The organism is Actinomycetota bacterium (genome assembly GCA_040905475.1).
In the GTDB taxonomy this organism is placed as follows: Bacteria; Actinomycetota; AC-67; order AC-67; family AC-67; genus DATFGK01.
This window is the reverse complement of sequence record JBBDRM010000085.1, coordinates 44,087-69,674: the sequence shown is the minus strand read 5'-3', so window position 1 is coordinate 69,674 and position 25,588 is coordinate 44,087. Positions and strand designations below refer to the sequence as shown.

Annotated in this window: 31 protein-coding genes; 19 read left to right on the top strand and 12 right to left on the bottom strand. The window is 67.5% G+C overall.

All coding sequences use genetic code 11. The features are described from left to right. Positions 1 to 9 precede the first annotated feature (9 nt). A complete protein-coding gene (locus WEB06_09265) occupies positions 10 to 171 on the bottom strand; it encodes a hypothetical protein (GenBank protein MEX2555809.1) in 162 nt (53 codons plus the stop codon). Positions 172 to 842: 671 nt separating this feature from the next. Between WEB06_09265 and WEB06_09260 the strand changes: the two genes are divergently transcribed. The 11 genes from WEB06_09260 (at position 843) to WEB06_09210 (ending at position 7,463) form a co-directional block, all read left to right on the top strand. Continuing rightward, positions 843 to 1,655, top strand: coding sequence for a class I SAM-dependent methyltransferase (locus WEB06_09260; protein ID MEX2555808.1), 813 nt, complete (start codon positions 843 to 845; stop codon positions 1,653 to 1,655). A gap of 451 nt (positions 1,656 to 2,106) precedes the next feature. Then, positions 2,107 to 2,424, top strand: a complete 318-nt coding sequence (locus WEB06_09255) for a type II toxin-antitoxin system RelE/ParE family toxin (protein ID MEX2555807.1) — start codon at positions 2,107 to 2,109, stop codon at positions 2,422 to 2,424. Then, a complete protein-coding gene (nadS, locus tag WEB06_09250; protein MEX2555806.1) occupies positions 2,421 to 2,711 on the top strand; it encodes a NadS family protein in 291 nt (96 codons plus the stop codon). The genes WEB06_09255 and nadS overlap by 4 nt, the downstream gene beginning before the upstream one ends. A 154-nt stretch (positions 2,712 to 2,865) precedes the next feature. Continuing rightward, positions 2,866 to 3,723, top strand: coding sequence for a sulfotransferase domain-containing protein (locus WEB06_09245; GenBank protein ID MEX2555805.1), 858 nt, complete (start codon positions 2,866 to 2,868; stop codon positions 3,721 to 3,723). Positions 3,724 to 3,863: 140 nt separating this feature from the next. Continuing rightward, a complete protein-coding gene (locus WEB06_09240) occupies positions 3,864 to 4,292 on the top strand; it encodes a YciI family protein (GenBank protein ID MEX2555804.1) in 429 nt (142 codons plus the stop codon). Positions 4,293 to 4,323: 31 nt separating this feature from the next. Next, positions 4,324 to 4,761: a YciI family protein gene (locus tag WEB06_09235; protein ID MEX2555803.1), complete on the top strand. Its 438-nt coding sequence runs from the start codon at positions 4,324 to 4,326 to the stop codon at positions 4,759 to 4,761. A 54-nt stretch (positions 4,762 to 4,815) separates the two neighbouring features. Further along, positions 4,816 to 6,072, top strand: coding sequence for an RNA polymerase sigma factor (locus tag WEB06_09230; GenBank protein ID MEX2555802.1), 1,257 nt, complete (start codon positions 4,816 to 4,818; stop codon positions 6,070 to 6,072). A 67-nt stretch (positions 6,073 to 6,139) separates the two neighbouring features. Beyond that, on the top strand, positions 6,140 to 6,376 hold the full coding sequence (locus tag WEB06_09225; GenBank protein MEX2555801.1) for a CopG family transcriptional regulator: 237 nt from the start codon (positions 6,140 to 6,142) through the stop codon (positions 6,374 to 6,376). Next, the gene (locus tag WEB06_09220) at positions 6,376 to 6,714 is read left to right on the top strand and encodes a type II toxin-antitoxin system PemK/MazF family toxin (protein ID MEX2555800.1); all 339 of its coding nucleotides are present in this window, start codon (positions 6,376 to 6,378) and stop codon (positions 6,712 to 6,714) included. Before WEB06_09225 ends, WEB06_09220 begins: the two co-directional genes overlap by 1 nt. A 9-nt stretch (positions 6,715 to 6,723) precedes the next feature. Continuing rightward, positions 6,724 to 6,864: a hypothetical protein gene (locus WEB06_09215; protein ID MEX2555799.1), complete on the top strand. Its 141-nt coding sequence runs from the start codon at positions 6,724 to 6,726 to the stop codon at positions 6,862 to 6,864. After that, positions 6,864 to 7,463: a TMEM175 family protein gene (locus WEB06_09210; protein MEX2555798.1), complete on the top strand. Its 600-nt coding sequence runs from the start codon at positions 6,864 to 6,866 to the stop codon at positions 7,461 to 7,463. Before WEB06_09215 ends, WEB06_09210 begins: the two co-directional genes overlap by 1 nt. A gap of 86 nt (positions 7,464 to 7,549) precedes the next feature. Here WEB06_09210 and WEB06_09205 read toward each other — a convergent pair whose 3' ends face one another. Then, a complete protein-coding gene (locus WEB06_09205) occupies positions 7,550 to 8,614 on the bottom strand; it encodes a serine hydrolase domain-containing protein (protein ID MEX2555797.1) in 1,065 nt (354 codons plus the stop codon). Between the two features lie 56 nt (positions 8,615 to 8,670). Between WEB06_09205 and WEB06_09200 the strand changes: the two genes are divergently transcribed. Continuing rightward, positions 8,671 to 10,068, top strand: coding sequence for a wax ester/triacylglycerol synthase family O-acyltransferase (locus WEB06_09200; GenBank protein MEX2555796.1), 1,398 nt, complete (start codon positions 8,671 to 8,673; stop codon positions 10,066 to 10,068). Positions 10,069 to 10,134: 66 nt separating this feature from the next. Here the strand turns inward: WEB06_09200 and WEB06_09195 are convergent, their stop codons facing one another. The 4 genes from WEB06_09195 to WEB06_09180 are packed head-to-tail and all read right to left on the bottom strand — an operon-like array spanning position 10,135 to position 13,371. Then, positions 10,135 to 10,587, bottom strand: a complete 453-nt coding sequence (locus WEB06_09195) for a VOC family protein (GenBank protein ID MEX2555795.1) — start codon at positions 10,585 to 10,587, stop codon at positions 10,135 to 10,137. Positions 10,588 to 10,591: 4 nt separating this feature from the next. Further along, complete coding sequence (locus WEB06_09190) at positions 10,592 to 11,740, bottom strand: acetyl-CoA C-acetyltransferase (protein ID MEX2555794.1); 1,149 nt, start codon at positions 11,738 to 11,740, stop codon at positions 10,592 to 10,594. A 3-nt stretch (positions 11,741 to 11,743) separates the two neighbouring features. Beyond that, a complete protein-coding gene (locus WEB06_09185; GenBank protein ID MEX2555793.1) occupies positions 11,744 to 12,955 on the bottom strand; it encodes a lipid-transfer protein in 1,212 nt (403 codons plus the stop codon). Next, complete coding sequence (locus WEB06_09180) at positions 12,934 to 13,371, bottom strand: OB-fold domain-containing protein (protein ID MEX2555792.1); 438 nt, start codon at positions 13,369 to 13,371, stop codon at positions 12,934 to 12,936. Before WEB06_09180 ends, WEB06_09185 begins: the two co-directional genes overlap by 22 nt. Positions 13,372 to 13,502: 131 nt before the next feature. On the opposite strand from WEB06_09180, the gene WEB06_09175 reads away from it, so the two are divergent. Then, positions 13,503 to 13,715, top strand: coding sequence for a type II toxin-antitoxin system VapB family antitoxin (locus tag WEB06_09175; protein ID MEX2555791.1), 213 nt, complete (start codon positions 13,503 to 13,505; stop codon positions 13,713 to 13,715). Next, positions 13,712 to 14,113: a PIN domain nuclease gene (locus tag WEB06_09170; protein ID MEX2555790.1), complete on the top strand. Its 402-nt coding sequence runs from the start codon at positions 13,712 to 13,714 to the stop codon at positions 14,111 to 14,113. The genes WEB06_09175 and WEB06_09170 overlap by 4 nt, the downstream gene beginning before the upstream one ends. Before the next feature lie 17 nt (positions 14,114 to 14,130). Here WEB06_09170 and WEB06_09165 read toward each other — a convergent pair whose 3' ends face one another. After that, positions 14,131 to 15,195: a diacylglycerol kinase gene (locus WEB06_09165; protein MEX2555789.1), complete on the bottom strand. Its 1,065-nt coding sequence runs from the start codon at positions 15,193 to 15,195 to the stop codon at positions 14,131 to 14,133. Between the two features lie 60 nt (positions 15,196 to 15,255). Beyond that, positions 15,256 to 15,837: a DUF1326 domain-containing protein gene (locus WEB06_09160; protein ID MEX2555788.1), complete on the bottom strand. Its 582-nt coding sequence runs from the start codon at positions 15,835 to 15,837 to the stop codon at positions 15,256 to 15,258. A 115-nt stretch (positions 15,838 to 15,952) separates the two neighbouring features. Here WEB06_09160 and WEB06_09155 point away from each other — a divergent pair, with 115 nt between their 5' ends. The 4 genes from WEB06_09155 to WEB06_09140 are packed head-to-tail and all read left to right on the top strand — an operon-like array spanning position 15,953 to position 20,984. Then, positions 15,953 to 17,086 carry an acyl-CoA dehydrogenase family protein gene (locus WEB06_09155; protein ID MEX2555787.1) on the top strand — a complete coding sequence of 378 codons (1,134 nt, stop codon included), beginning with the start codon at positions 15,953 to 15,955 and terminating at the stop codon, positions 17,084 to 17,086. 5 nt (positions 17,087 to 17,091) lie between these two features. Continuing rightward, a complete protein-coding gene (locus WEB06_09150; protein MEX2555786.1) occupies positions 17,092 to 18,036 on the top strand; it encodes an acyl-CoA dehydrogenase family protein in 945 nt (314 codons plus the stop codon). A gap of 37 nt (positions 18,037 to 18,073) precedes the next feature. Beyond that, positions 18,074 to 19,588: an AMP-binding protein gene (locus WEB06_09145; protein ID MEX2555785.1), complete on the top strand. Its 1,515-nt coding sequence runs from the start codon at positions 18,074 to 18,076 to the stop codon at positions 19,586 to 19,588. A 13-nt stretch (positions 19,589 to 19,601) separates the two neighbouring features. Beyond that, positions 19,602 to 20,984 carry an FAD-binding oxidoreductase gene (locus tag WEB06_09140; protein MEX2555784.1) on the top strand — a complete coding sequence of 461 codons (1,383 nt, stop codon included), beginning with the start codon at positions 19,602 to 19,604 and terminating at the stop codon, positions 20,982 to 20,984. Positions 20,985 to 20,986: 2 nt separating this feature from the next. Here the strand turns inward: WEB06_09140 and WEB06_09135 are convergent, their stop codons facing one another. Further along, positions 20,987 to 22,108 carry an LLM class flavin-dependent oxidoreductase gene (locus tag WEB06_09135; GenBank protein MEX2555783.1) on the bottom strand — a complete coding sequence of 374 codons (1,122 nt, stop codon included), beginning with the start codon at positions 22,106 to 22,108 and terminating at the stop codon, positions 20,987 to 20,989. 151 nt (positions 22,109 to 22,259) lie between these two features. Between WEB06_09135 and WEB06_09130 the strand changes: the two genes are divergently transcribed. Continuing rightward, positions 22,260 to 22,703: a hypothetical protein gene (locus WEB06_09130; protein ID MEX2555782.1), complete on the top strand. Its 444-nt coding sequence runs from the start codon at positions 22,260 to 22,262 to the stop codon at positions 22,701 to 22,703. On the opposite strand, the gene WEB06_09125 is transcribed toward WEB06_09130, so the two are convergent. Genes WEB06_09125 through WEB06_09115 form a run of 3 tightly spaced genes read right to left on the bottom strand, consistent with a single transcriptional unit; the run spans position 22,684 to position 25,584 of the window. Then, positions 22,684 to 23,460: an SDR family oxidoreductase gene (locus tag WEB06_09125; protein MEX2555781.1), complete on the bottom strand. Its 777-nt coding sequence runs from the start codon at positions 23,458 to 23,460 to the stop codon at positions 22,684 to 22,686. The two genes, WEB06_09130 and WEB06_09125, sit on opposite strands and share 20 nt — an antisense overlap. Continuing rightward, a complete protein-coding gene (locus tag WEB06_09120) occupies positions 23,453 to 24,418 on the bottom strand; it encodes an acyl-CoA dehydrogenase family protein (GenBank protein ID MEX2555780.1) in 966 nt (321 codons plus the stop codon). Before WEB06_09120 ends, WEB06_09125 begins: the two co-directional genes overlap by 8 nt. Positions 24,419 to 24,423: 5 nt before the next feature. Continuing rightward, on the bottom strand, positions 24,424 to 25,584 hold the full coding sequence (locus WEB06_09115) for an acyl-CoA dehydrogenase family protein (protein MEX2555779.1): 1,161 nt from the start codon (positions 25,582 to 25,584) through the stop codon (positions 24,424 to 24,426). Between the last annotated feature and the right edge of the window lie 4 nt (positions 25,585 to 25,588).

Sequence of the window (25,588 nt, the reverse complement as noted above, 5' to 3'; positions counted from 1 at the left end):
GAGCTTTCATCAGATGCGCGTCCCGGTGGTGGCACCCGCGCCCTTGTTCTTGCCCGACGGTCTGGTCGCCTTCCAGTCCGCGACCAGGCGCGCGTATGAAGCCTCCGCTTGCGCCGCGATGGCGCGCTCTTGGCTTGCGACCTCGGCGTTGCGATAGCCCGTGCGTCGCACCCCTCGCGCCTGCGGCGCGCCACCAAGCAACTCGAGCTTGCGGATCTTGTGAGGCTCGGGCGTTGATAGGCGTAATCCTGCCTGCTTGGTGAGCAGATGCCAGCACAGCACTGCGAGTTTTCGTGCGACGGCGACCGCGGCGATGGTGCGCCCACGTCGCGCTCCAACGCGTGGGCGAAGGCGTGCAGTGGGTGCGGACCCGTCGAGCGCAGCGGATCACCCCATCTTCGATGATGGCGACCTCGCAGAAGTCGCGGTGGACGTCCAAGCCGATGGCGCGCACGTGCATCTCCTTTCATCCAAGACGCGGGAGAACAGGTGGGCGAACGACACCCAAGAATGCGTGCTCGCAGCACAACCGGGTCAGTCGCAGGGGCGGCCAACTAACTCGACGAGCTCTCAGCTCATAAGCTGCATCGGCCTGTCCGACCGCGTTCTCCCTCCAAAGCCCCGCTCCCGGTCCGGCGACGCTACCATTCACCGAGATGGATCGAAGCCTTGATGATTTTCATGAAGTTCGACTCGCGGCTGCAACGGACCGCGTCGGCACTTCGTTCTGATCGCGGCCGATGGGCCGCAGGGTCGCTAGGCGTCAAACCGAAGCGCACAGGGTGGCAGCGGTAACTTAGATGCCGTCACCAACCGTGAACCACGGAGGAAGGAGCGATCAGATGAATCCGAACCAGGCGCTATGGGAAAAGGGCGACTTCACGCGCATCGCGGAGACCATGCGCGAAAGCGGGGAGGCGCTCGTCGACAAGTTCGACATCACGGAAGGCCTCAAGGTGCTCGACCTCGGATGCGGTGACGGAACCACCGCCATCCCTGCGGCGAAACGCGGCGCCGACGTACTGGGCGTTGACATCGCCAGCAACCTCGTCGCCGCAGGCAACAAGCGTGCGGCGGAGCTGGGACTCGCCAACTGCAGGTTTCAGGAGGGCGATGCCTCCGACCTGCAGGGAGTGCAGGATCGGAGCTTCGACCTGGTCGTAAGCATCTTCGGCGCGATGTTCGCGCCCAAGCCGTTCGATGTGGCGAGCGAGATGGTCCGCGTCACCCGGGCCGGCGGACGCATCATCATGGGCAACTGGATCCCCAACGATCCGACGCTGGTCGCGCAGATCTTGAAGATCAGCTCGGCGTTCACGCCGCCACCGCCGGAAGGCTTCGTCAGCCCGATGACCTGGGGCGTCGAGAGCAGCGTGACCGAGCGCCTTGTCGCTGCCGGAGTTCCGGCCGAGAAAGTATCTTTCGCGCGTGACACTTTTATCTTCAACTGTTCCGGCACACCGGCGGAGTTCGTCGGTCTGTTCAAGCAATACTACGGGCCGACCATGAATGCTTTCGAAGCCGCAGACAAGAGCGGGCGCGCTGCGGATCTGCAGAGGCAACTGGAGGACCTGTTCGAAACACAGAACAAGAGCTCGCGCAAGGACATGACCTCCATTCCCGCGACGTTCTTGCGCGTGACCGTTGCGCTTTGACGGTGGAGGCGCGAATCAGGCCCCCGTTATGCGCCGCTAGGTAGGCCCGTGGAGTTCAACGCCGAGTTCGCCTCTGGGGCGTCGGCGCGTCGGTGCTTCTGATGCTCCCGGTGTTATGCGAGTGCGCACAGGCGCGCCTCGCACACCGCGGCGCGTCAGCGATTCCTAAGCACTGAAGCGGGCCAACCTTGCTAGTCCTACCCGTCGGCGGTACGTTCTCGAAATGCGACCACTCCGGTAGTCCATCAACGTCACATTGGACGGGTGCTGCGATCATCGTGCAAGCCCGGTGGTGACTCCGGTTGATCGAGCCATTAGTTCGGACGAGTTAACTCGCGGCTGCTAACGGACATCGGCCGCGCAAGTGCGGCTCGGCGCCGATGAGCCGCAGGGTCGTTAAGCCCCTGGCATTCGGTCTTGACCACTATACGCCAATGGCGTATAGTAACTTGTGGTTGTCGTTGAAACCTCCATCTTCACAAGGCTCATCTGCTCTCTTCTTCCTGATGAGGAGATCCGGCGGCTCCAACTAGCGCTGGTCCTTCGGCCGGATCAGGGAGCGGTGATCCGAGGGGCTGGTGGACTACGGAAGGTGCGTTGGAATCAGCCCGGCCGGGGAAAGCGTGGGAGCCTTCGCGTTCTGTACTACTGGGATCGAGCCGCAGATCGGTTGTACATGATCTACCTGTTCGAGAAGACGCGACAGGATGACCTCACAGCAGCGCAGATCAAGACGTTGGGGCGTGTTGTCCGGGAGGAACTGAAGTGAAGGCGAACGAATTCGAGGAACTGATCGCGAGCGTCCGGGAGGCTGGAAAGATTCGGCGCGGCGTGAAGGCTCCGTCGCGGCGGTTCGAGTTTCGACCCGCTCAAGTGCGGAAGATCCGGACTCGACTCGGGTTATCCCAGCCCGAGTTCGCCTTCATGATCGGCGTGAGCGTCGCGACGCTCCAGAACTGGGAACAGGGCCGCCGGCGTCCCGAAGGCCCTGCCCGGGCTCTGCTCCGCGTCGCCGCCACACATCCCGATGCAGTCAGAGAATCCTTGACGGTCTAATGATGGCGCAACGCGGCATAACGCGCGGCTGGAACGGACCGCGTCCCCGCTTCGCGGTTATCGCGGCCGATGAGCCGCAGGGTCGTTAGATGGCCTCGGCGCCGCAGTATCATTCGCCGGCGTCGTGAGTATCCTCCGCTCTACGAGAGCGGAGGTGGTTCGCGAGGTTCGCAATCGCCTGAGCGACGTCCGTCCCCCTATGGGCTCCGCCGCGGCGGGCCCGCTCCCAGATTTCGTGATCGTGGGTGCGTCGAAGGCGGGGACAACCTCGCTCGCCGGGAACCTAAAGCAGCATCCCAGGATCTTCATGCCTCGGCGCGAGGTGCGGTTCTTCAACGAGCACTGGCACGAGGGCTTGGACTGGTACCGCGCGCACTTCCGGGACGGGGCCGGGAAGATTTGCGGCGAGAAGACCCCGGAGTACATGCGCACGAACCGCTTCATGCGCCGACTCCATCGGGTCCTTCCGAACGCCAAGATCATCGTGCTCCTCCGCGAGCCGGTAGCGCGGCTGCTGTCGGAGATCAACCACCGGATGCGGAGCGGCACCCTCCCGGTCGCCGACCGGATAGACGAGGACTACGTGCGCAAGCACATCCTCGGCGACCCACTTCGCGGCCGCCGCATGCTCGACCGCGGCTTCTACGCCAAGCACCTCCGCGAGAACATCCGACCGTACTTCCCACGCGACCGGGTGCTGATCAGCGTGACCGACGCGAGCGCTGCCACGATCGACCGCGGGAGCTTGCGCGAGAGCCGGCTCGAAGGTCAGCTGACCGGCGAGGACGCCACTGAACACACGACCCGTGCGCTCGACGAGATCTGTCGGTTCCTCGGCATCCAGGCGTTCGACGGACCGCTTACGTACTCTGGCGTTCGCGTGCATGCGGAGGAGACGGCAGGAGCTCGGAAGCTTCTCTACAACCGCTACGCCGAGCACAACCAGCGGCTCTTCGAGCTGCTCGGCTACGAGATCCCGACCTGGCGCCAAGAGATCGCGATCGGAGACTAGATCGGGGCGTTTGCCGGCGACCCGAAAAAGATCGGTGCGGTCTGTCGATTTCGCGGCGACCCGTTCGTCGTAGGGGTAGAAGGCAGGTCGGAAGGTCCGGAACCGAGCTCTGGACCAGGGCAAACAAGGAGGGGACCGCGATGCGATTCATGGTCATGGTCAAGGCAGAAAAGGACTCCGAGGCCGGCGTTCTCCCCAGCGAGGAGCTCCTTGCCGCGATGGGCAAATACAACGAAGAGCTGGCCAAGGCCGGCGTGATGCTCGCGGGCGAAGGACTCCAGCCGAGCTCCAAAGGCGCCCGCGTCAGGTTCTCCGGCGACAAGCGCACCGTGATCGACGGGCCCTTCTCCGAGACGAAGGAACTGGTTGCCGGCTTCTGGATCTTCGAGGTGAAGTCGAAGGAAGAGGCGATCGAATGGGTGAAGCGCGCCCCCAACCCCATGCCCGGTGAGTCTGAGATCGAGATCCGCCAGGTATTCGAGGCGGACGACTTCGGCGAGGTACTCACGCCCGAACTTCGGGAACAAGAGGAGCGCGTACGGAAGTTGACGGAGAGCACACAGCGCTGAAGCGGCCAACTCGAACCCAAGGGAGAAGACGATGCGATTCCTGATGATGGTCAAGGCGACGGAGGACTCCGAGGCGGGGGTCCTGGGGAAGCCGGAAGAGTACGCGGCGATGGGTGAGCTCATGGAGGATATGGCCAAGGCGGGCCACCTGATCCTTGCGGACGGGCTCAAGCCGAGCTCTGAAGGCAAGCGCCTGAAGATCTCCGGCGGGAAGATCGTCAAGGTGATCGACGGCCCGTTCACCGAGACGAAGGAACTGATCGCCGGGTATGTCCTCGCCGACTTCCCGTCCTGGGAGGTGTGCCTGAAGTGGAGCGAGCGCTTCGCCGCAGCGATCGGCGAGGGTGAGTCCGAGATCCGCCCGCTGTTCGAAGCGAACGACTTCCCCGAGGACGTGTTCCCGGCCGAGGCGGCCGCGCGCGAGCAGGCCCTTCGCGACGAGCTGCAGAGCAAAGTCACACAGCGGTAGCCACAAACGCGCCGGCTTTGCTCCGGCTGATCGGAGATGGTGTGATCGGGAGCCGTGACGGCTCCCGATCCACGTCGTGCCATCGATGCGGTCTGGCGGATCGAGTCCGCCAAGCTCATCGCCGGCCTCGCACGCATGGTCCGCGACGTCGGCGTCGCCGAGGATCTCGCGCAGGACGCGCTCGTCGCGGCGCTCGAGCGCTGGCCGGAGTCGGGGATCCCGGACAACCCTGGAGCATGGCTCATGGCCACCGCGAAGCACCGTGCGATCGACCTGTTCCGCCGCAACGAGCGCCTCGAACGGAAACGCGAGGAGCTCGGTAACGAGATCGCTATCCGGCAGGAGACGGGCGAGGCGGACCTCGACGCCGCGATCGACGACGACATCGGTGACGACCTCCTCCGGCTGGTGTTCACCGCATGCCATCCGGTGCTCTCCACGGAAGCGCGTGTCGCGCTCACGCTCCGGTTGCTCGGCGGTCTGACGACCGAGGAGATCGCGCGGGCGTTCCTGGTTCCTGAGCCGACGGTCGCGCAGCGGATCGTTCGCGCCAAGCGGACCCTCGCCGACGAGCACGTCCCGTTCGAGGTCCCGAGCGGCGACGAGCTAGCACCCCGCCTTTCGTCGGTGCTCGAGGTTGTCTACCTCATCTTCAACGAGGGCTACTCGGCGACCGCAGGCGAGGACTGGGTGCGGCCGGCGCTCTGCGAGGACGCTCTTCGTCTCGGCCGGATCCTGGCCGGGCTGGCATCGAAGGAACCGGAGGTGCACGGCCTCGTCGCCCTGATGGAGATCCAAGCGTCGCGTTTGCGGGCGCGCACCGGGCCGGCGGGAGAGCCGATCTTATTGCTCGATCAAGACCGTGCGCGCTGGGATCAGCTCCTCATCCGTCGCGGTCTCGCGGCGCTCGACCGCGCCGAGGAACTCGGCGGCGCGAGCGGTCCGTACGCGCTGCAGGCGGCGATCGCGGCGTGTCACGCGAGAGCGCGCACTCCCGAGGAGACGGACTGGCCCCGGATAGCGGCGCTCTACGCAGCGCTTGCTCAGATCACGCCGTCGCCGGTCGTCGAGCTGAATCGCGCGGTGGCGGTTGGGATGGCGTTCGGTCCTGCGGCGGGCCTCGAGGTCGTGGACGCGCTGACCGAGGAGCCGGCTCTGAAGGGCTACCACCTCTTGCCGAGCGTTCGCGGTGACCTCCTGGCCAAGCTCGGCCGTTTCGACGAAGCTCGCGCGGAGTTCGAGCGCGCCGCGTCGCTCACCCTCAACGTCCGCGAGCGCGCGCTGCTGCTGGGGCGCGCGGCCGCCTGCTAGGCGGGGGGAGCGATCGCGACGAAGGTCGCTCTGGACTCACCGGTATAACTGTGGTTATACTTTCCCGATGAAGACGGCGATCTCGCTCGGCGACGAGCTCTTCGACGCGGCCGAGCGTTTGGCTCGACGCCTGGGTGTCTCGCGGAGCGAGCTCTACGCCCGTGCACTCGGGCGGTTCGTGGACGACCATCGAGACGATGGTGTGACCGCGGCGCTCGACGCGCTGTACTCGGAAACGGCGTCCGAGCTGGAGCCTGGCGACGCGCAGCTCCAGAGTGCTTCGGTGGAGCCCGGGGAGTGGTGATCCGCCGCGGCGAGATCTGGTGGGCGACGCTCCCAGACCCTCGCGCCTCCGAGCCCGGGTACTCGAGGCCGGTGCTCGTCGTCCAATCCGATGCATTCAATCGCAGTCGCATCCAGACGATCCTGGCGGTCATCGTGACTTCCTCAACGCGACTCGCGGAAGCTCCCGGAAACGTGCTGCTCAGCCGACGCGAGAGTGGTCTGCCGAAGACTTCTGTCGCGAACGTTTCCCAAGTGATCACGATCGACAAGAGATTCCTCACGAGGAAGGTGCGGTCGATTCCGAAGCGGGTCGTTGACCAAGTGGACGCAGGGCTTCGGCTCGCGCTCGCGTTGTAGGGGCGGCTGTTGAAGGAGCCCCTGGTGCATCTGCTTCCCCCGTGCGACGAGTACTTCATCGCCTACAAGGACCGCAGCGCGCTCAGTGCCGAGGTGGAGCGCTCCGCGCGCTTCTTGGGATTGCCGCTTCGGTCTATGCTTTCGTTCTGATGACGACGGCCCGGCTCGAGGCGTTCAGCGATGCGGTCATCGCGATCATCATGACGATCATGGTGCTGGAGCTCACCCCGCCGATGGATGAGGCGGGATGGAATGCGCTGACAGAGATGCGCTCTGAGTTCCTCACGTTCGCGCTGAGCTTCGTGTTCCTCGGCATCTACTGGAGCAACCATCATCATCTGATCCAAGCGACGAAGCGCGTGAACGGAAGGATCTTGTGGGCGAACATCCACTTGCTTTTCTGGCTCTCGCTGACACCGTTCGTCACCGGCTGGATGGGGAACGAGTTCGCATCGGCGCCGGTGGCTGCCTACGGGATCGTCCTGCTCCTGTCCGCGATCGCGTACTACATCCTTCAGGGTCAGATCCTCTCCGCGCACGGCCCGGACTCGGCCCTCAAGGCGGCGCTGGGAAAAGACCGCAAGGGGAAGGCCTCTCCGCTGCTCTATTCCGTCGCGATCGCGTTCGCGTTCGTGAGCCGCTGGGTGTCGGTGGGCCTCTACGTGTTCGTCGCCCTGATGTGGCTCGTCCCCGATCGTCGTATCGAGTCGCTTTACGACGATGCGGAAAGAGAAGATTCCGAACGCTAGCTCTTCCCCGCGAGGATCTCGATGTGTCGGGCGCCAACCTTCCCCCCGGCAGCCCGCCGAAAGCCTGCTCTTCTCCATGAAGACCCTCAGCGAACGGCCGCGGCGAGCTTCGACAGCGAGATCGAGCGACGGAACGCGCGCACCAGATCCGCGTCGAGCCCGTTCGTGAGGTAGGCGAAGCTCAGTCCAGACTCGGGGTCGGCCCACGCCACCTGCCCGCCGAGCCCCGGGCTCGCGAACGCCCGAGGCGAGACGCCGGGCCCGAACCCACGCAGCGACTCGAACCCGTCGCCGCCGGCCAGGACGACGCCTCGGGTCCGGTTCGCCGCGACCCGCGTGTACGGGTCGGGCATCGCGTTGCGAACGACGCCGGTGCCGTCGGCGAGTACCTCGGGGTTCCACTGCTCACCCGGGTTGTGGAGCAACGTTTGGAAGAACAGAGCGACATCCGCGGCGGTCCCGGTCGCTCCGGCTCCCGGGACCCCGGCGGCACGTACGGCCGGCTCGTTGTAGCGGAGCAAGAGATCGCCGCTGATCTCTGGGATCACGAGCGTGTCGCCGTCACCACGCTCCACGGTCCCGATGTCCGCCGGATCCCCGCCGATCTCCAGGTCCAATGCATCGCCGGAGCCCAGCGTCAATGCGCCGTCGGCCGTCGCGGTCACGAACGTTCGGAAGTCTTGACCCGAGACGCATTCGATCAGCTCGGCGAGAACCCAGTGCGCGGCGGTGGGGTGATACTCGGTGCTGGTCCCCGGCTCCCGGTCGAGCCGCCAGGTCGCGAACCGCGCGAGGCGACCCTCGCGCACCGCACCCTCCTCGGGCCGCATCGGGGCCCGAGGGAACCCGGCCGTGTGGAGCAGCAGGTGATCCACGATGACCGAGCGTTTGCCGTTCGCGTCGAACTCGGGGACCAGGTCCGCGACGCGCTCCTCGTAGCGTAGCTTCCCGTCGCCCACGAGCCGCCATACCGCGGCGGCGACGAGCGCTTTGGTCACCGAGAAGATCGTGTACCGGCTCGCGGCGCTCGCTTCGCCGATGGTCTCGAACGCGATGAGCTCGCCGCCGCGCGCGAGCGCGAGTTGGCACGACGGAACCAGACCCTCGTCAACGTCCCGGCGCGCGCGCGAGATCAAGCTTTCGACGCTCAACGCCCGGGCCTTTCCACGGCGCCCGGCATTGTGTGACACTGACGCTCGTGGAGCGCATGACGGGTCTGGACGCGGGCTTCCTCTACATGGAGACGCCCACGCTCCACATGCACACGCTCAAGATCGGCGTCATCGATCCGGTCAACGTCCCCGGCGGTTACTCGTTCGAGCGCTTCCGCGAGGAGCTCGCCAAGCGTCTTCACCTGCTTCCACCGTTCCGCCGGCGGATCGTGGATCTTCCCCGGGGCATCCACCACCCGGTGTGGATCGAGGATCCCAACTTCTCGCTCGACAAGCATCTCAAGCGCACGACGGTTCCGGCCCCCGGCGGCGCGCGGGAGATGGATGCGATCATCGGGAAGATCGCGAGCTCGCAACTCGACCGCGACAAGCCGCTCTGGGAGCTGTGGGCGCTCGAGGGACTGGAGGACGGCCACGTCGCGTTCGTCGCGAAGATCCACCACGCGGCCGCCGACGGCGTTGCCGCGGCCGCCCTTCTCGCGAACGTGCTCAGCGTCGACCCTGAGCCGGCCGACCCGGAGCCTCCAGCCGAGCCGTGGAGCGGCGAGCCGATCCCCGACGCGCGAGCGCTTGCGCGCTCCGGCCGGAGCGACAAGCGAGCGGCGTTGCGACTGGTTCCTGCCCTGTATAAGCGCACTCGCGCCGGCGCGAAGGCCCTCGCGCGTCACCGCGAGCAGACCACGATCCGGCCGCCCCGCCCGATCCGCGACGCGCCGAGAACCTCGTTCAACGGGCCACTCTCTGCGAGCCGCGCCTTCGCGACGACCTCGCTCGCTCTCGACGACTTCAAGCGGGTCAAGACCGCGTTCGACGTCACGCTCAACGACGTCGTCCTCGACGTCGTCGGCAGCTCGGTGCGGCGCTACCTCGCGGAGCGCGGCGAGAGGCTCGACCGGCCCTTGATCGCCGGCGTTCCGGTCGCCACCGACAAGCCCGACGACGTGGCGCGGCTGGGTGGAAACAAGGTCTCGAACATGTTCACCTCGCTGTGTACCGACATCGCCGACCCCGTCGAACGCTTGCGCGCGATCCACGAGATCACGAAGGAAGCGAAGATCGTGCAGAACATCCTGGGTGCCGACACGATGGCGAGCTGGCTCGAGTATGCGCCGCCTCGGCCGTTCAACTGGTTCATGCGTACCTACTCGCGCCGCGGGCTGGCGGCGAAGCATCGGCCGCCGATCAACCTGGTCGTCTCGAACGTGCCCGGGCCGCGCGCCCCTCTGTACATCGCCGGGGCGAAGCTCGCGGCGCTCTACTCGGTCGGTCCGATCCTCGAGGGCATAGGCTTGAACGTCACCGTGTGGAGCTACATCGACCAGATGAACTTCGCAGCGATCTCGTGCACGTCGCTGCTCCCCGATGTTCACCGGATCACCGACGGCCTGCATGGATCCCTCGATGAGCTGCTGAAGGCCGCCGACCGCGCCTGAGCCGTCCCACGAAGGTGACAGACATGACAGACATGTCTGTCATGACAGTCACCATTGGGACGACGCTCACCCCGAGGGCTCAGGTTCCGGCAGGACGAGCCCGCCGTTCGGGTCGAACCACGAGCCCGGCATCCACGCGACCTCCCAGATGTTGCCCTCGGGGTCGGCGAAGTAACCCGAACGGCCGCCCCATTCGGCGGTCGTCCCCTCCTTCAGGATCATCGCGCCGGCGTCCCGGGCGTTGTCGAGCGTCTCGTCGACCCGCTCGGCCGACTCCACGTTGATCGCCAGCGTCACGCCGCGAAATGCCGGGCGCTCCGTCGAGACCTCGAGCTTCGCGTCGGTGATCAGCTCCTCGATCGGGAAGAGCCCGAGGATCGCTCCACCGGTCTCGAACGCCGCGAAGCCATCGGTCGAGATCGCCTCACGCCAGCCCAGCCCCGCGTAGAAGGCGCGCAGCGCGGCCAGGTCGTGCGCGCCGATCGTGACGAACGAGACGCGCGCGGGAACGGCCGGCATCGCGCTAGAGGCGTTCGATGATCGTGGCGTTCGCCTGGCCGCCGCCCTCGCACATCGTCTGGAGCCCGTAGCGGCCGCCCGACCGCTCGAGCTCGTGCAGCAGCGTCGTCATCAGTCGCGTCCCGGTCGCGCCGATCGGGTGACCCAGCGCGATCGCGCCGCCGTTCACGTTGACGCGACCCAGGTCGGCCCCCGTCTCCTTCTGCCACGCGAGCACGACCGGCGCGAACGCCTCGTTGATCTCGACCAGGTCGATGTCGTCGAGCGACATGCCGGTCTTCTCGAGCGCGTGGAACGTCGCGTTGATCGGCGCGGTGAGCATGTAGATCGGATCGGCGCCGCGGACGCCGAGGAAGTGGACGCGCGCGCGCGGCGTCCAGCCGTTCCGCTTGACCGCCGCCTCGTTCGCGATGAGGACCGCCGACGCCGCGTCGTTGGTCGGCGACGAGACCGCCGCGGTCAGCGTCTTCGCGCCGGGCAGTAGATCCAGCGAAGCCATCTTCTCGAGCGAGGTGTCGCGCGGGCCCTCGTCCACCGTGAACTCGCCGAACGGCACGATCTCGCGGTCGAACCGTCCTTCGGCCTGCGCGCGGCGAGCCCGGGTGTGCGACTCGAGCGCGAACTCTTCCATGTCCCGGCGGCTGATGTTCCACTTCTCCGCGATCTTCTCGGCGGCGTAGAACTGGCTGACGGGTTCGGTGTTGTAGCGCTTCACCCATCCCTCGGACCCGTGGAAGGTGTGTGGGAGCTCCATGTCCTTGCCGACGCGTCCGGCCGAGCCGATCGGGATCAGCGACATGTTCTGGACACCGCCGGCGATCACGACGTCCATCGTCCCGCTCATCACGGCCTGTGCCGCGAAGTGAACCGCCTGCTGCGAGGAGCCGCATTGGCGGTCGATCGTGACGCCGGGCACGTCCTCGGGGAACCCGGCCGCGAGCCAAGAGGTGCGCGCGATGTCGCCGGCCTGCGGGCCGACCTGGTCGATGCAGCCGAAGATGACGTCGTCGACCGTGTTCGGGTCCACGCCGCTGCGCTCGACGATCGCTTTCAGGATGTGTGCGCCCAGGTCGGCGGGGTGCACCTTCGAGAGCGCGCCGCCGCGCTTGCCGACCGCCGTACGCGCCGCGTCGATGATGTATGCCTCAGCCATCGCTCACCTCACACAGATCACGGAGGAGCCGTGTCCGAACAGCCCCTGGTTGATGGTCAGTCCCACGTTTGCATTCGCCACCTGTCTGCCCTCGGCCTGCCCGCGAAGCTGCCAGGTCACCTCGCACACCTGCGCGATCGCCTGTGCGGGAACCGCCTCGCCGAAGCATGCCAGACCGCCGCTCGGGTTCACCGGCACGCGCCCGCCGAGCGTCGTGTCGCCGTCGTGCAGCAGCCGCGCAGCCTCGCCCTCCTTGCACAGGCCGATGTTCTCGTACCAATCAAGTTCCAACGCCGTGGATAGGTCATAAACTTCCGCGAGCGAGAGATCCTCGGGCCCGATACCCGCTTCTTCCAGCGCCGCGTGGGCGATCGCGTCGCGGAACAGGCGTTCGGGAGGCGCGACGGCGGCCGCCGAGTCGGTCGATAGATACGGCATCTCGATGGCCGTCTGCGGGTAGGTCGGCGTGACCGTCGACACGGCCGCGACCTTGACCGGGTCTGGGACCCCGTGCCGCTTCGCGTACTCGAGCGATGTGAGGACCACGGCCGCGGCGCCGTCGGAGGTCGTGCAGATCTGAAGCAGCCGCAGCGGGTCGGAGACCATCGCGCTCGCGAGCACCTCGTCCGCAGAGACCTCCTTGCGGTAGCGGGCGTTCGGGTTGTTCAACCCATGCCGCGCGTTCTTGACCTTCACTTGCGCCCAGTCGGCCTCGGTCTCGCCGTATAGCTCCATGCGCCGGCGCGCGTACAGCGCGAAGTACGTCGGGTTGGTGGCCCCGACGAGACGGAACCGCAGCCAGTCGAGATCCGTCCGCCGCTCGCCGCCCGACGGCGCGAGGAAGCCTCGGGGCGTGGTGTCCGATCCGACCACCAATGCGACGTCGCACAGCCCCGCAAGGATCCGCGCTCGCGCGACGTCGATCGCCTGCGCGCCCGATGCGCACGCGGCGTAGCAGGTCGCGACCTGCGCGCCCGACCAGCCGAGCGCCTGCGCGAAGGTCGCCCCGGCGACGTAGCCGGGGTAGCCGTTGCGCACCGTCTCGCCGCCCGCGATGAACTGGACGTCGGTCCACTCGATGCCCGCGTCTGCCAGCGCCGCGCGCGCCGCGACGACGCCGTACGAGACGAAGTTGTTCCCCCACTTGCCCCAGGGGTGCATCCCAACGCCGGCGACCGCGACGCGACCCGCGCTCAAGCTCCCACCGGCTTCCATTTCCAGACGAGCTCGTCGGCGCCCGGGATGATCGGCTCGACGACGATCTCCATCTCGGAGCCGATCTGGAGCTCATCCAAGGCGACGCCGTCGGCCACGCGACCGAGCACAACTATCCGCTCCTCGGGCAGCTCGACCGCGGCGACCGCGTACGGCTCGAACGGCTCGGGGGATAGCGCCGGCGGGGGAGCGGCGTAGTGGTTGACCGAGAACGACCAGACCCGGCCTCGACGCGACAGCGCCACGCGCTCGAGGTCCGAGGACCCGCACCGCGGGTTCGGGCAGGAGAAGATCTCGGGCGGGAACGCGTACGTCCCGCAGGCCGGACAGCGGACGCCGATCAGGTGCGGATCGGCGCCGGTGGTGAACCAGCCGTCGACGGCAGGAGCCGGGGTGATGGAAGGGGCTTCGGGCACGTCGTCATTCTTTCTGACGACCCGTCAGATTTCAACCGATCGCGCTGGTTGCTGCTCTGGACTCCATGATCCAGGGCCATAGGCTCGCCTACCAGGAAGGGCGATGTGTATCGAGGTGTATCATGCAGATCATGGGGCGAACGAACATCGTGATCGACGATGAGCTGGTGGCCAAGGTCATGAAGCTCTACGACCTGCCGACCAAGCGGGCGGCCGTTCAGTTCGCGCTGGAATCGCTCGTCGGGAAACGCCGGTACCGACCGCGCGACATGCTCGACTTGCAAGGGATGGGCTGGCCGGGGGACCTGGACGAGATCCGCGGCCGAGCACACCCTAAGAAGTGATCGTCGCCGACAGCTCCGCGTGGATCGAACATCTTCGCGGCACGGATCACCCGGCTGGGCGTGCACTCGAGCGCTTGTTTGCGCGCGACGTGCAGGTGGCGGTCACCGAGATCGTCGTGATGGAGCTTCTCGCAGGCGCGGAACCGGGACCTCCTCGGGGCGTGCTCCGCGAGCGGCTCGTCAACCTCCCCATGCTCACGCTTGCGGGCCTCGCCGACTTCGAAGCCGCGGCATACATCTTCCAGTCGTGCCGCCGGGCAGGGGAGACGTTGCGGGGGATGACCGACTGTCTCGTCGCCGTCCCAGCGATCCGCGCCGGAGCGGAGATCCTCCACAACGACCGCGACTTCGACATGATCGCGCGGCATTCGCCGCTCAAGATCCATCATCCGCACTAAGCGGCGGGGACCGGTGGTCAGCGCATCAAGCCTTTGCCCGTGATCAGCGGCAGATCGAGGGCGCTCAGGACGCCCGGCGGCGCGTTCACGACGGCCGGGATCGAGTTCAGCAGCCGCGTGGCCGTCACGATCAATCCGCCCGAGTTCTCGTCGCCGCCGTCGCCTTCCATCTCGAGGGTCAGCGTGATCGTCGGCGACCCCTCGAGGCGCACCTTGTAGCCGCCTTTGCCCGGCGGCGGCGGCCAGTGCGGCGCGATGTCCTCGCGCAGGCGGGTGATGTGCTCGACGACGATGCGCACCTCGCCGCCGACGATGCCTTGGATCTCGAACCGCAATCCCGCCATCGTGCCCTTCTCGACGGTTCCCGAGGGGACCTCGAACGTCTCGGGCGCGGGGACCTTCTCGACGACGACCTCGCGGATCTCGTCGAGCTCGACGCCGAGTCCGGCGGCGATGACGTTGACGATGCAGCCCCACGCGAGCGACAGCACGCCAGGCAGGAGAAGGATGGGCGTGTGATCGAGCGGCTTCGCGAAGCCCATAGTGTGGAAGAGCACCTCGGGCTGGTCGTAGGTCGCGTAGTTGAGGATCTCCTGCACGCGCACCGAGTCGATCCGCTCGGCGAGCCCCGTGATCACGAGCGGCAGCAGGTCGTTCGCGACGCCGGGGTCGATGCCCGACGTGAAGCACGACACGTTGTTCCGCAGGCACGCCTCCTGGATCGGGTCGCGCATCTGCTCGGGCGCGCTCGGCGGGTAGACCATCGGGACCAAAGCCGTTCCGACGACGTTCTTGCCGGAATCGAGGATGCGGACGGTGTCCTCGACCGCCTCGTGCGGACGGAGGTCGCCGGTCGCGTTGTAGACGACGACGTCGGCGTCGAGCGCGAGGAGCGCCTCGGCGTCGTTGGTCGCGATGACGCCGACGGGCCCAACGCCGGCCAGCTCGCCGGCATCCATGCCGGCCTTCTTCTCGGAGTGCACCCAGAGCCCGACGAGATCGAGCTCTGGATGGTTGATGATCCCGCGAAGCGCGTAACGGCCGACGTTCCCCGTGCTCCATTGGATGACGCGATACGTCATGACAGCCTCCCCGGTCGAGCGCCCGGAGATGCTAGCGCGGGGTAACGCTGTGGCGTCGTCCTAGCTGGCGAACTCGAAGGCCGCGTGCTCGCCGTAGATCGCGTCGTACGAGATGCCCCCGGCCGTGACCGAGCCGGATCCCTTGCCGATCTCGTACTCGGGCGCGAATCCGAACATCGCGTTCTTGATGGTCGTCGGGTTCCCGTCCGCACCGAGGACGGGCGTGAAGCCCAATGAGCTCGAACCGATCGAGCCCTTCGCTTCTTTACCGCCGGTGAACGAGACTGGGGCGCGTTCTGTCGGTTTGAAGGTGCCGATCAGCGGCGCGAAGTCTGCGAACGGTCCGCCGTCCTTGCCCTGGATGATGTCTTCGACCGCTTTCACTTGCTCGTCGGAGACGCTCGGGTCGAGAACGAGCACCATGGTCCAATTTCCCCCCGTTACGTTGCCGGGGATGTGGTACACCCAGCCGATGTCGACGCCGGCGAGGTCGACGCCATCCTTGGTCCCCTCGGCGACATGGAGCACCTGCCCGCCGTGGCATTGGCCGTCCTTCGACGTAGGTGTTCCGTCGACACCGCAGGGACAGATCAGATTGCAGTTGCAGGTGACGACGTACTCGCCCTTGATGGTGTAGGCCATGATCTGCGCCTCCCTCGGTCGCCCGTGCCCTTCCAACCATACGACCGAGTAGAGGCGCCGGTCGAGCGGACGCCCGAAGGTATCTGACGACCCGTCAGATACACTCTAGCCTCCCGTGGACCTTTCCTTCACCCCGGCCCAGGACGCCTTCCGCTCGGAGGCGCGCGCCTGGCTTTCTGCGAACGTCCCGCGCGAGCCACTGCCGTCGTTCGACACCGCCGAAGGCTTCGAAGCGCACCGCGAGTGGGAGCGACGCCTCGCCGACGCCGGTTGGGCGGTCGTCAACTGGCCCGAGGAGTACGGCGGTCGCGGCGCCGGGCTCATCGAATGGCTGATCTTCGAGGAGGAGTACTGGGGCTCCGGCGCGCCGGGCCGCGTGAATCAGAACGGGATCTTCTTGCTCGGGCCGGTGCTGCTCGAGTTTGGGACGCCCGAGCAGAAGGCGCGGTACCTGCCGAAGATCGCGCGGTCCGACGAGGTCTGGTGCCAAGGCTGGTCGGAGCCGAACTCGGGGAGCGACCTGGCGTCGCTGACCTCGCGCGCGACGCTCGACGGGGACGAGTGGGTTCTGAGCGGGCAGAAGACGTGGTGCTCGCGCGGAGCGTTCGCCGACTGGATGTTCGGCATCTTCCGGACCGAGCCCGGCTCGGAACGGCATCGCGGGCTGTCCTACCTCCTCGTGCCGCTCGACGCGCCCGGCGTCACGGTCCGTCCGATCGCGCAGCTCGACGGCGAGGCGGGCTTCGCGGAAGTCTTCCTCGACGACGTGCAGGTTCCGGTTGCCAACACGCTCGGCGGGCGCGGCGAGGGCTGGAAGATCGCGATGTCGACGACCGGGTTCGAGCGCGGCGTGGTGCTCCGCTCGCCGGGCCGTTTCATGGCGACCGCCGCCCGGCTCGTGAAGCTGTATAGGTCCCGCGCGGCTGCGCTCCCGGCGTCCCTACGCGACGAGGTTTCCCGCGCGGTCACCGACACCGAGGCGTACCGGCTGCACACCTACTGGACCGTCTCGCATTTCCTGGCCGGCGGCGAGGTCGGCGCCGAGACGAGCCTGAACAAGATCTTCTGGTCCGAGATGGATCAGCGCATGCATCGAACCGCGTTGTCCGTGCTCGGCGAGGAAGCCGAGTTGGCCGGGCCGTGGACCGACGGGTTCCTGTTCTCGCTCGCCGGGCCGATCTACGCCGGCACGAACGAGATCCAGCGCAACATCGTCGCCGAGCGCGTGCTCGGCCTCCCCCGAGGCTGAGGGCGATGCGCTTCACGTTCACCGACGAGCAGCGCGCGTTCCAGCGCGCCGTTCGCGACTTCCTGGCGAAGGAGTGTCCGCCCGAGCACGTGCGCGCGATGACGACGGATCCGACCGGCCGCTCGCCGAAGCTGTGGAAGGGCCTCGCCGGGCTCGGCGTTGTCGGGCTCACCGTGCCCGAGGAATTCGGCGGCCTCGGCGGAGAGGAGATCGACCTCGTGCTCCTGCTGGAAGAGGCGGGGCGTGCCGCGCTGCCCGAACCGCTGCTCGAGACGGCCGCCGTCGGCGTTCCGATGCTGCGCGCGATCGGGGGCGATCTCGCCCGGGAGTGGCTGCCGCGGGTGGCGGCGGGCGACGCGATCCTGACCGTCGCGATGAGCGGCGTGACGCTGGCCGACGCGCATGTCGCGGACCTGATCCTGACCCCGAACGGCCCGGTCCTGCCGAGCGATCTGCACCTCGAGCGGCTCCCGTCGATCGACGCCACCCGGCGCCTGTTCGCATTCGACGGCGCCGGGATCGACGACGCGGCGTTCGACCGGGGAGCCCTCGCGGCTGCGGCCGTCCTGTGCGGGATCGCCGCCCGCGTCATCGAGTTGGGTGCGACGTACGCGAAGGAGCGTCACCAGTTCGGCAAGCCGATCGGCTCGTTCCAGGCGGTCAAGCACCTGCTCGCCGACGCGCTGCTCGGGCTCGAGTTCGCCCGGCCGCTCGTGTATCGGGCTGCCTGGTCGGTCGCGACCGGCGACGAGCAGCGCTCGCGGTACGTCTCGATGGCTAAGTCTTATGCGTCCGACGCGGCGATGAACGCGTGTCGCGCGTCGCTCCAGGTGCACGGCGCGATCGGCTACACCCACGAGCACGATCTGCATCTGTGGCTCAACAAGGCGACGGCGCTCGCGCATGCCTGGGGCACCGCCGCATGGCACCGGGAGCGCATCGCTCTGTAGCCTGTCCCTACCTCGATCAAGGGGAGGGCGGTCGCACATGGCCAAGGGCGAACACAATCTGGCGCGTCTCGGCGAGCAGTCGTTCGAGCGGCACGGCGATCGCGAGTCGCTGTTCTTCGAGGGCAAGTGGTACCGCTCCGGCGAGTTCTTCGAGCGCTCCCGAAAGCTCAGCACCGGCTTCAGGGAGCTCGGGATCGCGCCCGGCGATCGGGTGGCCGTCCTCATGGCGAACTGTCCCGAGGTCGGGATCGTCTACGGCGGGCTATGGAGCGCCGGCGCCGCGATTACCCCGCTGATCTTCCTTCTCCCGCCCGACGAGGTCCGGCGGATCCTCGAGGACTCGGAAGCCACCGCGATCGTCACGACCCCCGAGTTCCTCGACAACGTGCGCAAAGCCGCCGAGGGCGTCTCGACGCTGAAGTGGATCATCTCGCTCGGGCCCGAGCAGGACGGCGTGATCTCATTGGGATCCCTCGAGGACGCCGCGCCCGGCGAGATCGTGCTCCGCGACGACTCCGATCTCGCGGCGCTGATGTACACGGGAGGCACGACCGGGCGCGCCAAAGGTGTGATGCTCTCGCACGAGAACCTCTGGTACTGCGGGAAGTCCGCCAACGAGGCCTCGTTCGTCCCCGGCGTCGCGCGCGTGCTCGTGCCGCTGCCGCTGTCGCACTCGTTCGGGCTCATCGTGAGCGTCGTCTCGCTGCACAGCGTGGAGCCCGGCGAGGGCATCTTGATGAAGTGGTTCGATCCGGTCGAGTGGCTGCGTCTCAGCCAGGACATGAAGGTGCAGCGCGGGACGGTCGTGCCGTCGATGATCCAGATCCTGCTCGGCCAGCCGCTCGAGGAGTACGACCTGTCGTCCCTGCGATACCTAACCTCCGGCGCGGCCCCGCTCGCTCCCGAGATCGCGGCGGAGTTCCTGCGGCGCGTCCCGGGTGTCAAGATCTGCGAGGGATACGGCTGCACGGAGTCGGGCGCGGTGATCTCGGTGAATCCGCCCGACGCCCCCAAGCTCGGGACCGTCGGCAAGGTGATCCCCGGCTACGAGGTCGTGCTGCGCAACGACGACGGGTCCCCGTCGGCGCCGGGCGAGCCCGGTGAGGTGACGACGCGCTCGCCCGGGGTCATGCAGGGCTACTGGAAGGCGCCCGAGGCGACGGCCTCGACCCTGAAGGACGGCTGGCTCTACACCGGAGACATCGGCACGTTCGACGAGGACGGCTATCTGAAGATCGTCGACCGCAAGAAGGACCTGATCATCCGGGGCGGCTTCAACGTCTTCCCCCGCGACGTCGAGGATTGCCTCCTCGAGCACCCGGCGGTCGCGCTCGCCGGGGTCGTCGGGCGCAAGGACCCCAAGCTCGGCGAGGAGGTCGTCGCGTTCGTTTCGCTGAACCCGGGGGCGGAGGTGACGCCGGAGGAGCTGATCGCCTTCACCAAGGGCAAGATCGGTGGCTACAAGTACCCGCGGGTGGTGAACATCGTGCCGGCCGTCCCGCTGACGCCGGTCGGAAAGATCGACCGCAAGGCGCTCCGGACGATGCTCTGAGGAGGGGATCTCGATGGCGATCGACGCTGCAGCGCTCAAGGCCTTCGGCAAGAAGTTCAAAGGCACCACGGTCGTCCCGGGCGACGCCGCGTACGACGACAGCCGGGCCATCTTCAACTCGATGATCGATCGCAAGCCGGCCCTGATCGCCAAAGCCACGGACGCCGACGACGTCGCCGCGGTCATCGCCCTTGCGCGCGACACTGGTGTGGATCTCACGGTCCGCAACGGCGGACACAGTGTGGCCGGCATGTCGATCGCCGACGACGCGATCCTGCTCGACCTCCGCGGCTTGAACGAGGTCGTCGTCGATCCCGACAAGCGCGTCGCGCGCGTGGGTGGCGGCGCGATCTGGGGCGAGCTGGACGCGGCAACCGCCGAGCACGGCCTGGCAACCACCGGCGGCCGGGTCTCGACGACGGGGGTCGCCGGTCTGACCCTGAACGGCGGCTCCGGTTGGGCCGAGCGAAAGATGGGCCTGGCGTGTGACCGGCTGGTGTCCGCCGAGCTCGTCACCGCGGACGGCTCACGGGTTCGCGCGAGCGCCGACGAGAACCCCGACCTGTTCTGGGCGCTGCGCGGCGGCGGCGGCAACTTCGGCGTCGCTACCCAGCTCGAGTTCCGCCTGGACCCCATGACGGAGATCCTCGTCGGGCTACTGATGTACACGCCCGAGAAGGCCGAGGAAGTCATCCGCAACTACCGCGATTTCGCCGCGGACGCTCCCGACGAGCTGGGCGGCGGATGCGTGTTCCTGACCGGCCCACCCATGGAAGGGATCGTCCCCGAAAACCTTCAGGGCACGATCTTGACCGGCGTGCTCGGCATTTGGTTCGGCGACCCCGAAGAAGGCAGGAAAGTGATGGCTTCGATCCTCGAGTTCGGAAGCCGCGACGTCGAGCTCGTGATGCCGGCGCCCTATTCCGAGTTCAACAAGATGCTGGACGATCCGCCGGGCCACCGGAACTACTGGACCGCCGCGTACCACGACTCGTTCCCCGATGCGGCGATCGACAAGTTCGTCGAGTACGGCCGTCAGATGAAGCCGTCGCCTTCGCAGCTGGCTTTCTTCCCGTGGGGTGGCGCGGTCGCTCGGGTATCCCCGGACGAGACCCCGATGGCGCGCCGCAAGACGCCGTGGCTCACCCACCCGTTCGCGGTTTGGCCGGACGCGGCGGACGATGACTTCTGGAGGAACTGGGCGCGCGGCTTCAATAAGGACATGAGATCGTTCGCTTCCGAGGGCGTGTACCTGAACTTCATCGGGAACGAGGGCGAGGACCGGATCGTCGCCGCGTACGGCAAGGAGAACTACGACCGGCTGGCGGAGATCAAGGCCCAGTACGACCCGGAGAACCTGTTCCGGTTCAACCAGAACATCAAGCCGTCGAAGTAGAGCTAGGCGCCGGCCGCTGCGTCGCGGAAGCGCGTGGTGCGGTGGACCGGGTCGGGGTCGAGCTTCGGGATGACGTGCTTGCCGAAGAGACGGACCGTTTCGATCGCGGCCTCGATCGGCATCGAGATCGGTAGCCCGAACACGACCTGGTCGCAGCCCACGCTCTCGTACTTGCGCACCTGCTCGAGCACCTCGTCCGGGTCACCGCAGAGCATGTAGCCCTCTTTGACCCGCCACTCGACCTGCTCGAGGTCGGGCTCGGGGAGCGTCTTCGGCCAGGCCGGGACGTGCTCGGGCTTCGGGAACGTGTCGTGGTAGCGGAAGACGAGGCTCTGGAGGCGGCCGCTCCCCATCCCGGCGGCGACCTCGCGCGCCTTTCGGCCGTCCTCGAGGCACACGACCGAGTTCGTGATCATCACGTTGTCGTTGACGTAGTCCCCGATCGGCTCGGCTTGGGGGATCGCCTTCTTGTACGCCTCGACCACGGGCGCCATCGCCTTCGCCGCCGAGAAGTTGAACCCGATCGCGCCGACGCCCGACCGCGCGGCCTTCTCGTAGGTCGGCGGGTTGCCGGCCGCCTGCCAGATCGGTGGGTGCGGCTTGCGCCAGGGCTTCGGCAGGACATTGCGCGGGGGAACCTCGAAGTAGTCGCCCTTGAACGAGTACTCGTTCTGGCGCCACATCTTCGCGAACTCCTTGAACGTCTCCTCGAACATCGCTTTCGTGGCGTCGGTGCTCTCGATCATGAAGCCGGTCACCTCGTGCGAACCGGCTCCGCGCCCGACGCCGAACTCGAACCGGCCGTCGGAGACGTGATCCATCATCGCCACGCGCTCTGCCACCCGGATGGGATGGTTGACGGCGGGGGAGATGTTCCAGATCGCCGAGCCGAGGTGGATCCGCTGCGTGACGCCGGCCAGGTAGGCGAGGAAAACCTCGGACGCCGACGTGTGCGAATATTCGTCGAGGAAGTGGTGCTCGGAGACCCAGATGTACTTGAACCCCGAATCGTCGGCGGCTTTCGCGAGCGCGACGTCGTTCATGAGCGAGGTGTGCTCGAAGTTGGGGTCTTTGGCGAGGCTCCGCGCGGCCACATGGCCCTGCAAGAAGATGCCGAATTCCATGCGCCTCACCCTATAGAACACGTTCTAGTTTTTCAACCCGAGCTCGGCGCGGCGCGTAGCTGTCACACCCGCGACGTACTCTCGATCCTGAGCCTGACATGCCTGCCATGTCAGGCACGTCAGGCATGGCAGGCACGCGCAGGAGGCAGTCATGGGAGACGTAACACGAGGAGTGACGAGTCGGGAGTTGGGCCGCCACGCGGCGGCGTTGCTCGACGAGGTGGAGCGCAGCGGGCGCTGCGTTGTGATCAGCAGGTTCGGGCGCGCGGTCGCATATCTGGGGCCTATCCCCGAGGACTACGTTCCCGGCGACTTCGAACGCGTCCACGTTGCGCCTCGGTTCACGGGCACGGCTGCGCTCGTCAGCGAGGTCTCCGACGAGGAGATCGCGGAGCTCGAGGAAGCGGAGCGCTTCATGCTCGTCGAGATCGCCGCTGTGACGCCGCATTGGTGGATGCCGCGAGATACGGAAGAGATGCGGATGCACGGCCCGCGACACAGGCTCGAGGATCGTGATCTGATCGAGAGCAGGGCGGGCGGCGGCTGGAAGGTCACCGCCCGAGGGATGGTCGCCGCTAGGGGTGTTGCGCGCTGACCGAGACGACCTCTCCGGTCATGTACGAGGAGTAGTCGCTCGCGAGGAAGACGATCACGTTGGCGACCTCCCACGGCTCGGCCGCCCGGCCGAACGCCTCGCGGGCGCGGAGCTCGGCCAGCGTCTCCTCCGCGACCACTTTCGACAGGAACGGCGTCTCCGCGAACGAGGGCGCCACGCAGTTCACGCGGACGTTGTGCGGCGCTGCCTCCATAGCGGCGGCTCGGGTCAGTGCCATGACGCCGGCCTTCGCGGCCGCGTAGTGCCCCTGTCCGGCCTGCGCTCGCCAGCCGAGGATCGACCCGAGGTTCACGATCACGCCGCCGCCCCGAGGGATCATGTGCTGCAGCGCCGCTCGCGTGCACCGGAAGGTTCCGTTCAAAGAGATGTCGATCACGACGGCCCATTCGTCGTCGGTCATCTCGGCGATGTCCTTCGTACCGCCGAGCCCGGCGTTGTTCACGACGACGTCGAGCCCGCCGGTCGCCTCGATGGCTCCGCGGAACAACCGGTCGACATCGTCCTGTGATGTGACATCGCAAGGGATCGAGCAGGCGACCCGTCCGAGTTCGGCCAGCCGATCGGACGCCTCCACCAGACGCCGCTCGTGCTTGTCGGAGAGGACCACGCGGGCGCCCTCCTCGAGGCAGCGTTTCGCGGTCGCGAACCCGATGCCCGCTCCTGCGGCCGCGGTGACGAGCACGGTCTTGCCCTCGAGCAGCGAGCGGCCCGGCGGGTACGGAGGCGCCTCAGGCATCGGCCTGCTCCGAAAGAACGTGAGCCGCGACGCGCGCGCGATGCTCGGCAGCGGTGCCGAAGGACGCTTCCAGCGCTTTCCCCCGCTTCATCCACATGTGCAGGTCGTGCTCCCAGGTGAAACCGATCCCGCCGTGGCACTGCAGCGCTTCAGCGTTCGCGATGGCCTCGGCCTCGGCGGCGACGACCTTGGCGACCGACGCCGCGAGCGAGCGGTCGGGCAGCCCGGCTCCGATCGCGAACGCGGCGTACCAGGCCGCCGCGCGCGCGGATTCCACACGCACGTGCGCGCTCGCCAGCTTGTGCTTCACCGCCTGGAACGAGCCGACCGGCTTCCCGAACTGCTCTCGGGTCTTGACGTGCTCCAGCGTCATTTCGAGCATGCGCATCGAGATCCCGTTGAGGACCGCCGCCACGGCTGCCGCTCCGCGATCGAGCGCGACGCCGGCATCGCCCGCGATCCGCGTCTCGGATCCGGTGTGCGCGTTCACCGCGTAAAGACGACGAGCCTTGTCGTCGGACTGGACCGGGGTCGCCGTGAACGCATCGTGAGGAAGCGCGTGGAGCTCGCCGTCGCGCTCCAGCAGCAGCAGATCCGCGTCGCCGGCGTCGACGACGAACGGCGCGCCGCCGAGCTGGACGGCCACGATCGCCTCACCCGACGCGACGCGCGGGACCCAATCGCTCCCGGCTTCGGCGAGGACCGGCGCCGCGATCGCGAGTGTCTCCGCGATCGGTTCGGGCAGCGCTGCGCGCCCCGCTTCCTCGAGCACCAGCACAAGGTCGACCGGGTCCGTGATCTCGAGCAGGCCCGCCTGGCCGAGCGCCTTCCAGACCGATCGATCCCGCTCGGCACCGCTCCAGAGCTCGCGCAGACGTGACGGCGGCGACTCCTTCTCGAAGAGCTCCCGCGCGAGGTCGCGGACGGCCAGCTGCTCGGGAGAGAAATCGAAATCCACGGCGGCTACTTCCGAGGGAGGCCGAGCACGCGCTCGGCGATGATGTTGCGCTGTATCTCGCTGGTCCCGGCGTAGATCGTCGCGGCCCGCGAGAACCAGTACTTCGAATGCCAGCGGAGCGGGTCCGTCTGCGGGGCCTCGTCCGAGAGTACCTCGCCGTACGGCCCGAGCAGCTCGCGTCCGGCGGCGAACGTGTCGCGCTCGAGCTCGGACCAGAGCACCTTCGTCACGGAGCCTTCGGGCCCGATCCGCTCGCCGCGCGCGAGCCGGGTGAGCGTGCGCATCGTGTGCCACCGGTACGCGAGTGCCTGCGCGTACAGCGACCCGATGGTGTCCCGGACGCCTGCGTCGGAATCGCGGCCCAGCGCCCGCGCGATCGAGCCCAGCTCGGCGACGTCGCGCTCGAAGCGGCCGGCGGGCGCGGACGGGGCGTCGCGCTCGAAGCCGAGGGTCGCCATCGCGACGTCCCAGCCGCGGTTGACCTCGCCGATCACCTGCGTCGCAGGCACGCGAACGTCGGTGAAGAAAACCTCGGCGAAGCCGGCGCGGCCGTCGACCTGCACCAGCGGCCGGGCCTCGACGCCGGGGGAGCGCATGTCGATCGCGAGGAACGTGATGCCGGCGTGGCGTGGCGCTTCCGGATCGGTCCGGACGAGGGCGAAGATCCAGTCGGAGAACGTTCCGTACGAGGTCCAGATCTTCTGTCCGTCGACGATGAAGTCTTCGCCGTCGCGAACGGCGCGCGTCTTCAGCCCGGCGAGGTCACTTCCTGCGTCGGGCTCGGAGAAACCCTGCGACCAGATGTCGTCGGCGGACAGGATCCGCGACAGCCACCGGTCCTTCTGCTCGGGCGTCCCGTGGACCATCAGCGTGGGGCCCATGAGGTTGCGTCCCAGAACGGTGATGCGCGGGGGACCCTCGATGATCGCGTACTCCTCCTCGAAGATCGCCGTCATCACGACGTCGGCGCCGCGGCCGCCGTACTCCACGGGCCAGTGGAGAGCTCCGTACCCGGCGCGGCCGAGCTCCTGCTCCCAGGCGCGATGCGCGTCGAAGCCTTCGCGGGTGCCGACGGTCGGCAGACGCTCCTTGGGAACGTGTGCGCGGAGCCAGGCGCGAACCTCGGCCCGGAACGCTTCCTGCTCGTCGGTGTAGCGAAGATCCATCCAG

What these genes read in the sequence shown, in the direction of transcription:
- WEB06_09260 (MEX2555808.1), top strand. Translation starts at nt 843, where the DNA reads ATGAATCCGAACCAGGCGCTATGGGAAAAGGGCGACTTCACGCGCATC.
- WEB06_09235 (MEX2555803.1), top strand. Translation starts at nt 4,324, where the DNA reads ATGCGATTCCTGATGATGGTCAAGGCGACGGAGGACTCCGAGGCGGGG.
- WEB06_09115 (MEX2555779.1), bottom strand. Translation starts at nt 25,584, where the DNA reads ATGGATCTTCGCTACACCGACGAGCAGGAAGCGTTCCGGGCCGAGGTT.
- WEB06_09135 (MEX2555783.1), bottom strand. Translation starts at nt 22,108, where the DNA reads ATGGAATTCGGCATCTTCTTGCAGGGCCATGTGGCCGCGCGGAGCCTC.
- WEB06_09145 (MEX2555785.1), top strand. Translation starts at nt 18,074, where the DNA reads ATGGCCAAGGGCGAACACAATCTGGCGCGTCTCGGCGAGCAGTCGTTC.
- WEB06_09165 (MEX2555789.1), bottom strand. Translation starts at nt 15,195, where the DNA reads ATGACGTATCGCGTCATCCAATGGAGCACGGGGAACGTCGGCCGTTAC.
- WEB06_09190 (MEX2555794.1), bottom strand. Translation starts at nt 11,740, where the DNA reads ATGGCTGAGGCATACATCATCGACGCGGCGCGTACGGCGGTCGGCAAG.
- WEB06_09195 (MEX2555795.1), bottom strand. Translation starts at nt 10,587, where the DNA reads ATGCCGGCCGTTCCCGCGCGCGTCTCGTTCGTCACGATCGGCGCGCAC.
- WEB06_09150 (MEX2555786.1), top strand. Translation starts at nt 17,092, where the DNA reads ATGCGCTTCACGTTCACCGACGAGCAGCGCGCGTTCCAGCGCGCCGTT.
- WEB06_09140 (MEX2555784.1), top strand. Translation starts at nt 19,602, where the DNA reads ATGGCGATCGACGCTGCAGCGCTCAAGGCCTTCGGCAAGAAGTTCAAA.
- WEB06_09200 (MEX2555796.1), top strand. Translation starts at nt 8,671, where the DNA reads ATGACGGGTCTGGACGCGGGCTTCCTCTACATGGAGACGCCCACGCTC.
- WEB06_09125 (MEX2555781.1), bottom strand. Translation starts at nt 23,460, where the DNA reads ATGCCTGAGGCGCCTCCGTACCCGCCGGGCCGCTCGCTGCTCGAGGGC.
- WEB06_09185 (MEX2555793.1), bottom strand. Translation starts at nt 12,955, where the DNA reads ATGGAAGCCGGTGGGAGCTTGAGCGCGGGTCGCGTCGCGGTCGCCGGC.
- WEB06_09225 (MEX2555801.1), top strand. Translation starts at nt 6,140, where the DNA reads ATGAAGACGGCGATCTCGCTCGGCGACGAGCTCTTCGACGCGGCCGAG.
- WEB06_09130 (MEX2555782.1), top strand. Translation starts at nt 22,260, where the DNA reads ATGGGAGACGTAACACGAGGAGTGACGAGTCGGGAGTTGGGCCGCCAC.
- WEB06_09175 (MEX2555791.1), top strand. Translation starts at nt 13,503, where the DNA reads ATGGGGCGAACGAACATCGTGATCGACGATGAGCTGGTGGCCAAGGTC.
- WEB06_09240 (MEX2555804.1), top strand. Translation starts at nt 3,864, where the DNA reads ATGCGATTCATGGTCATGGTCAAGGCAGAAAAGGACTCCGAGGCCGGC.
- WEB06_09160 (MEX2555788.1), bottom strand. Translation starts at nt 15,837, where the DNA reads ATGGCCTACACCATCAAGGGCGAGTACGTCGTCACCTGCAACTGCAAT.
- WEB06_09210 (MEX2555798.1), top strand. Translation starts at nt 6,864, where the DNA reads ATGACGACGGCCCGGCTCGAGGCGTTCAGCGATGCGGTCATCGCGATC.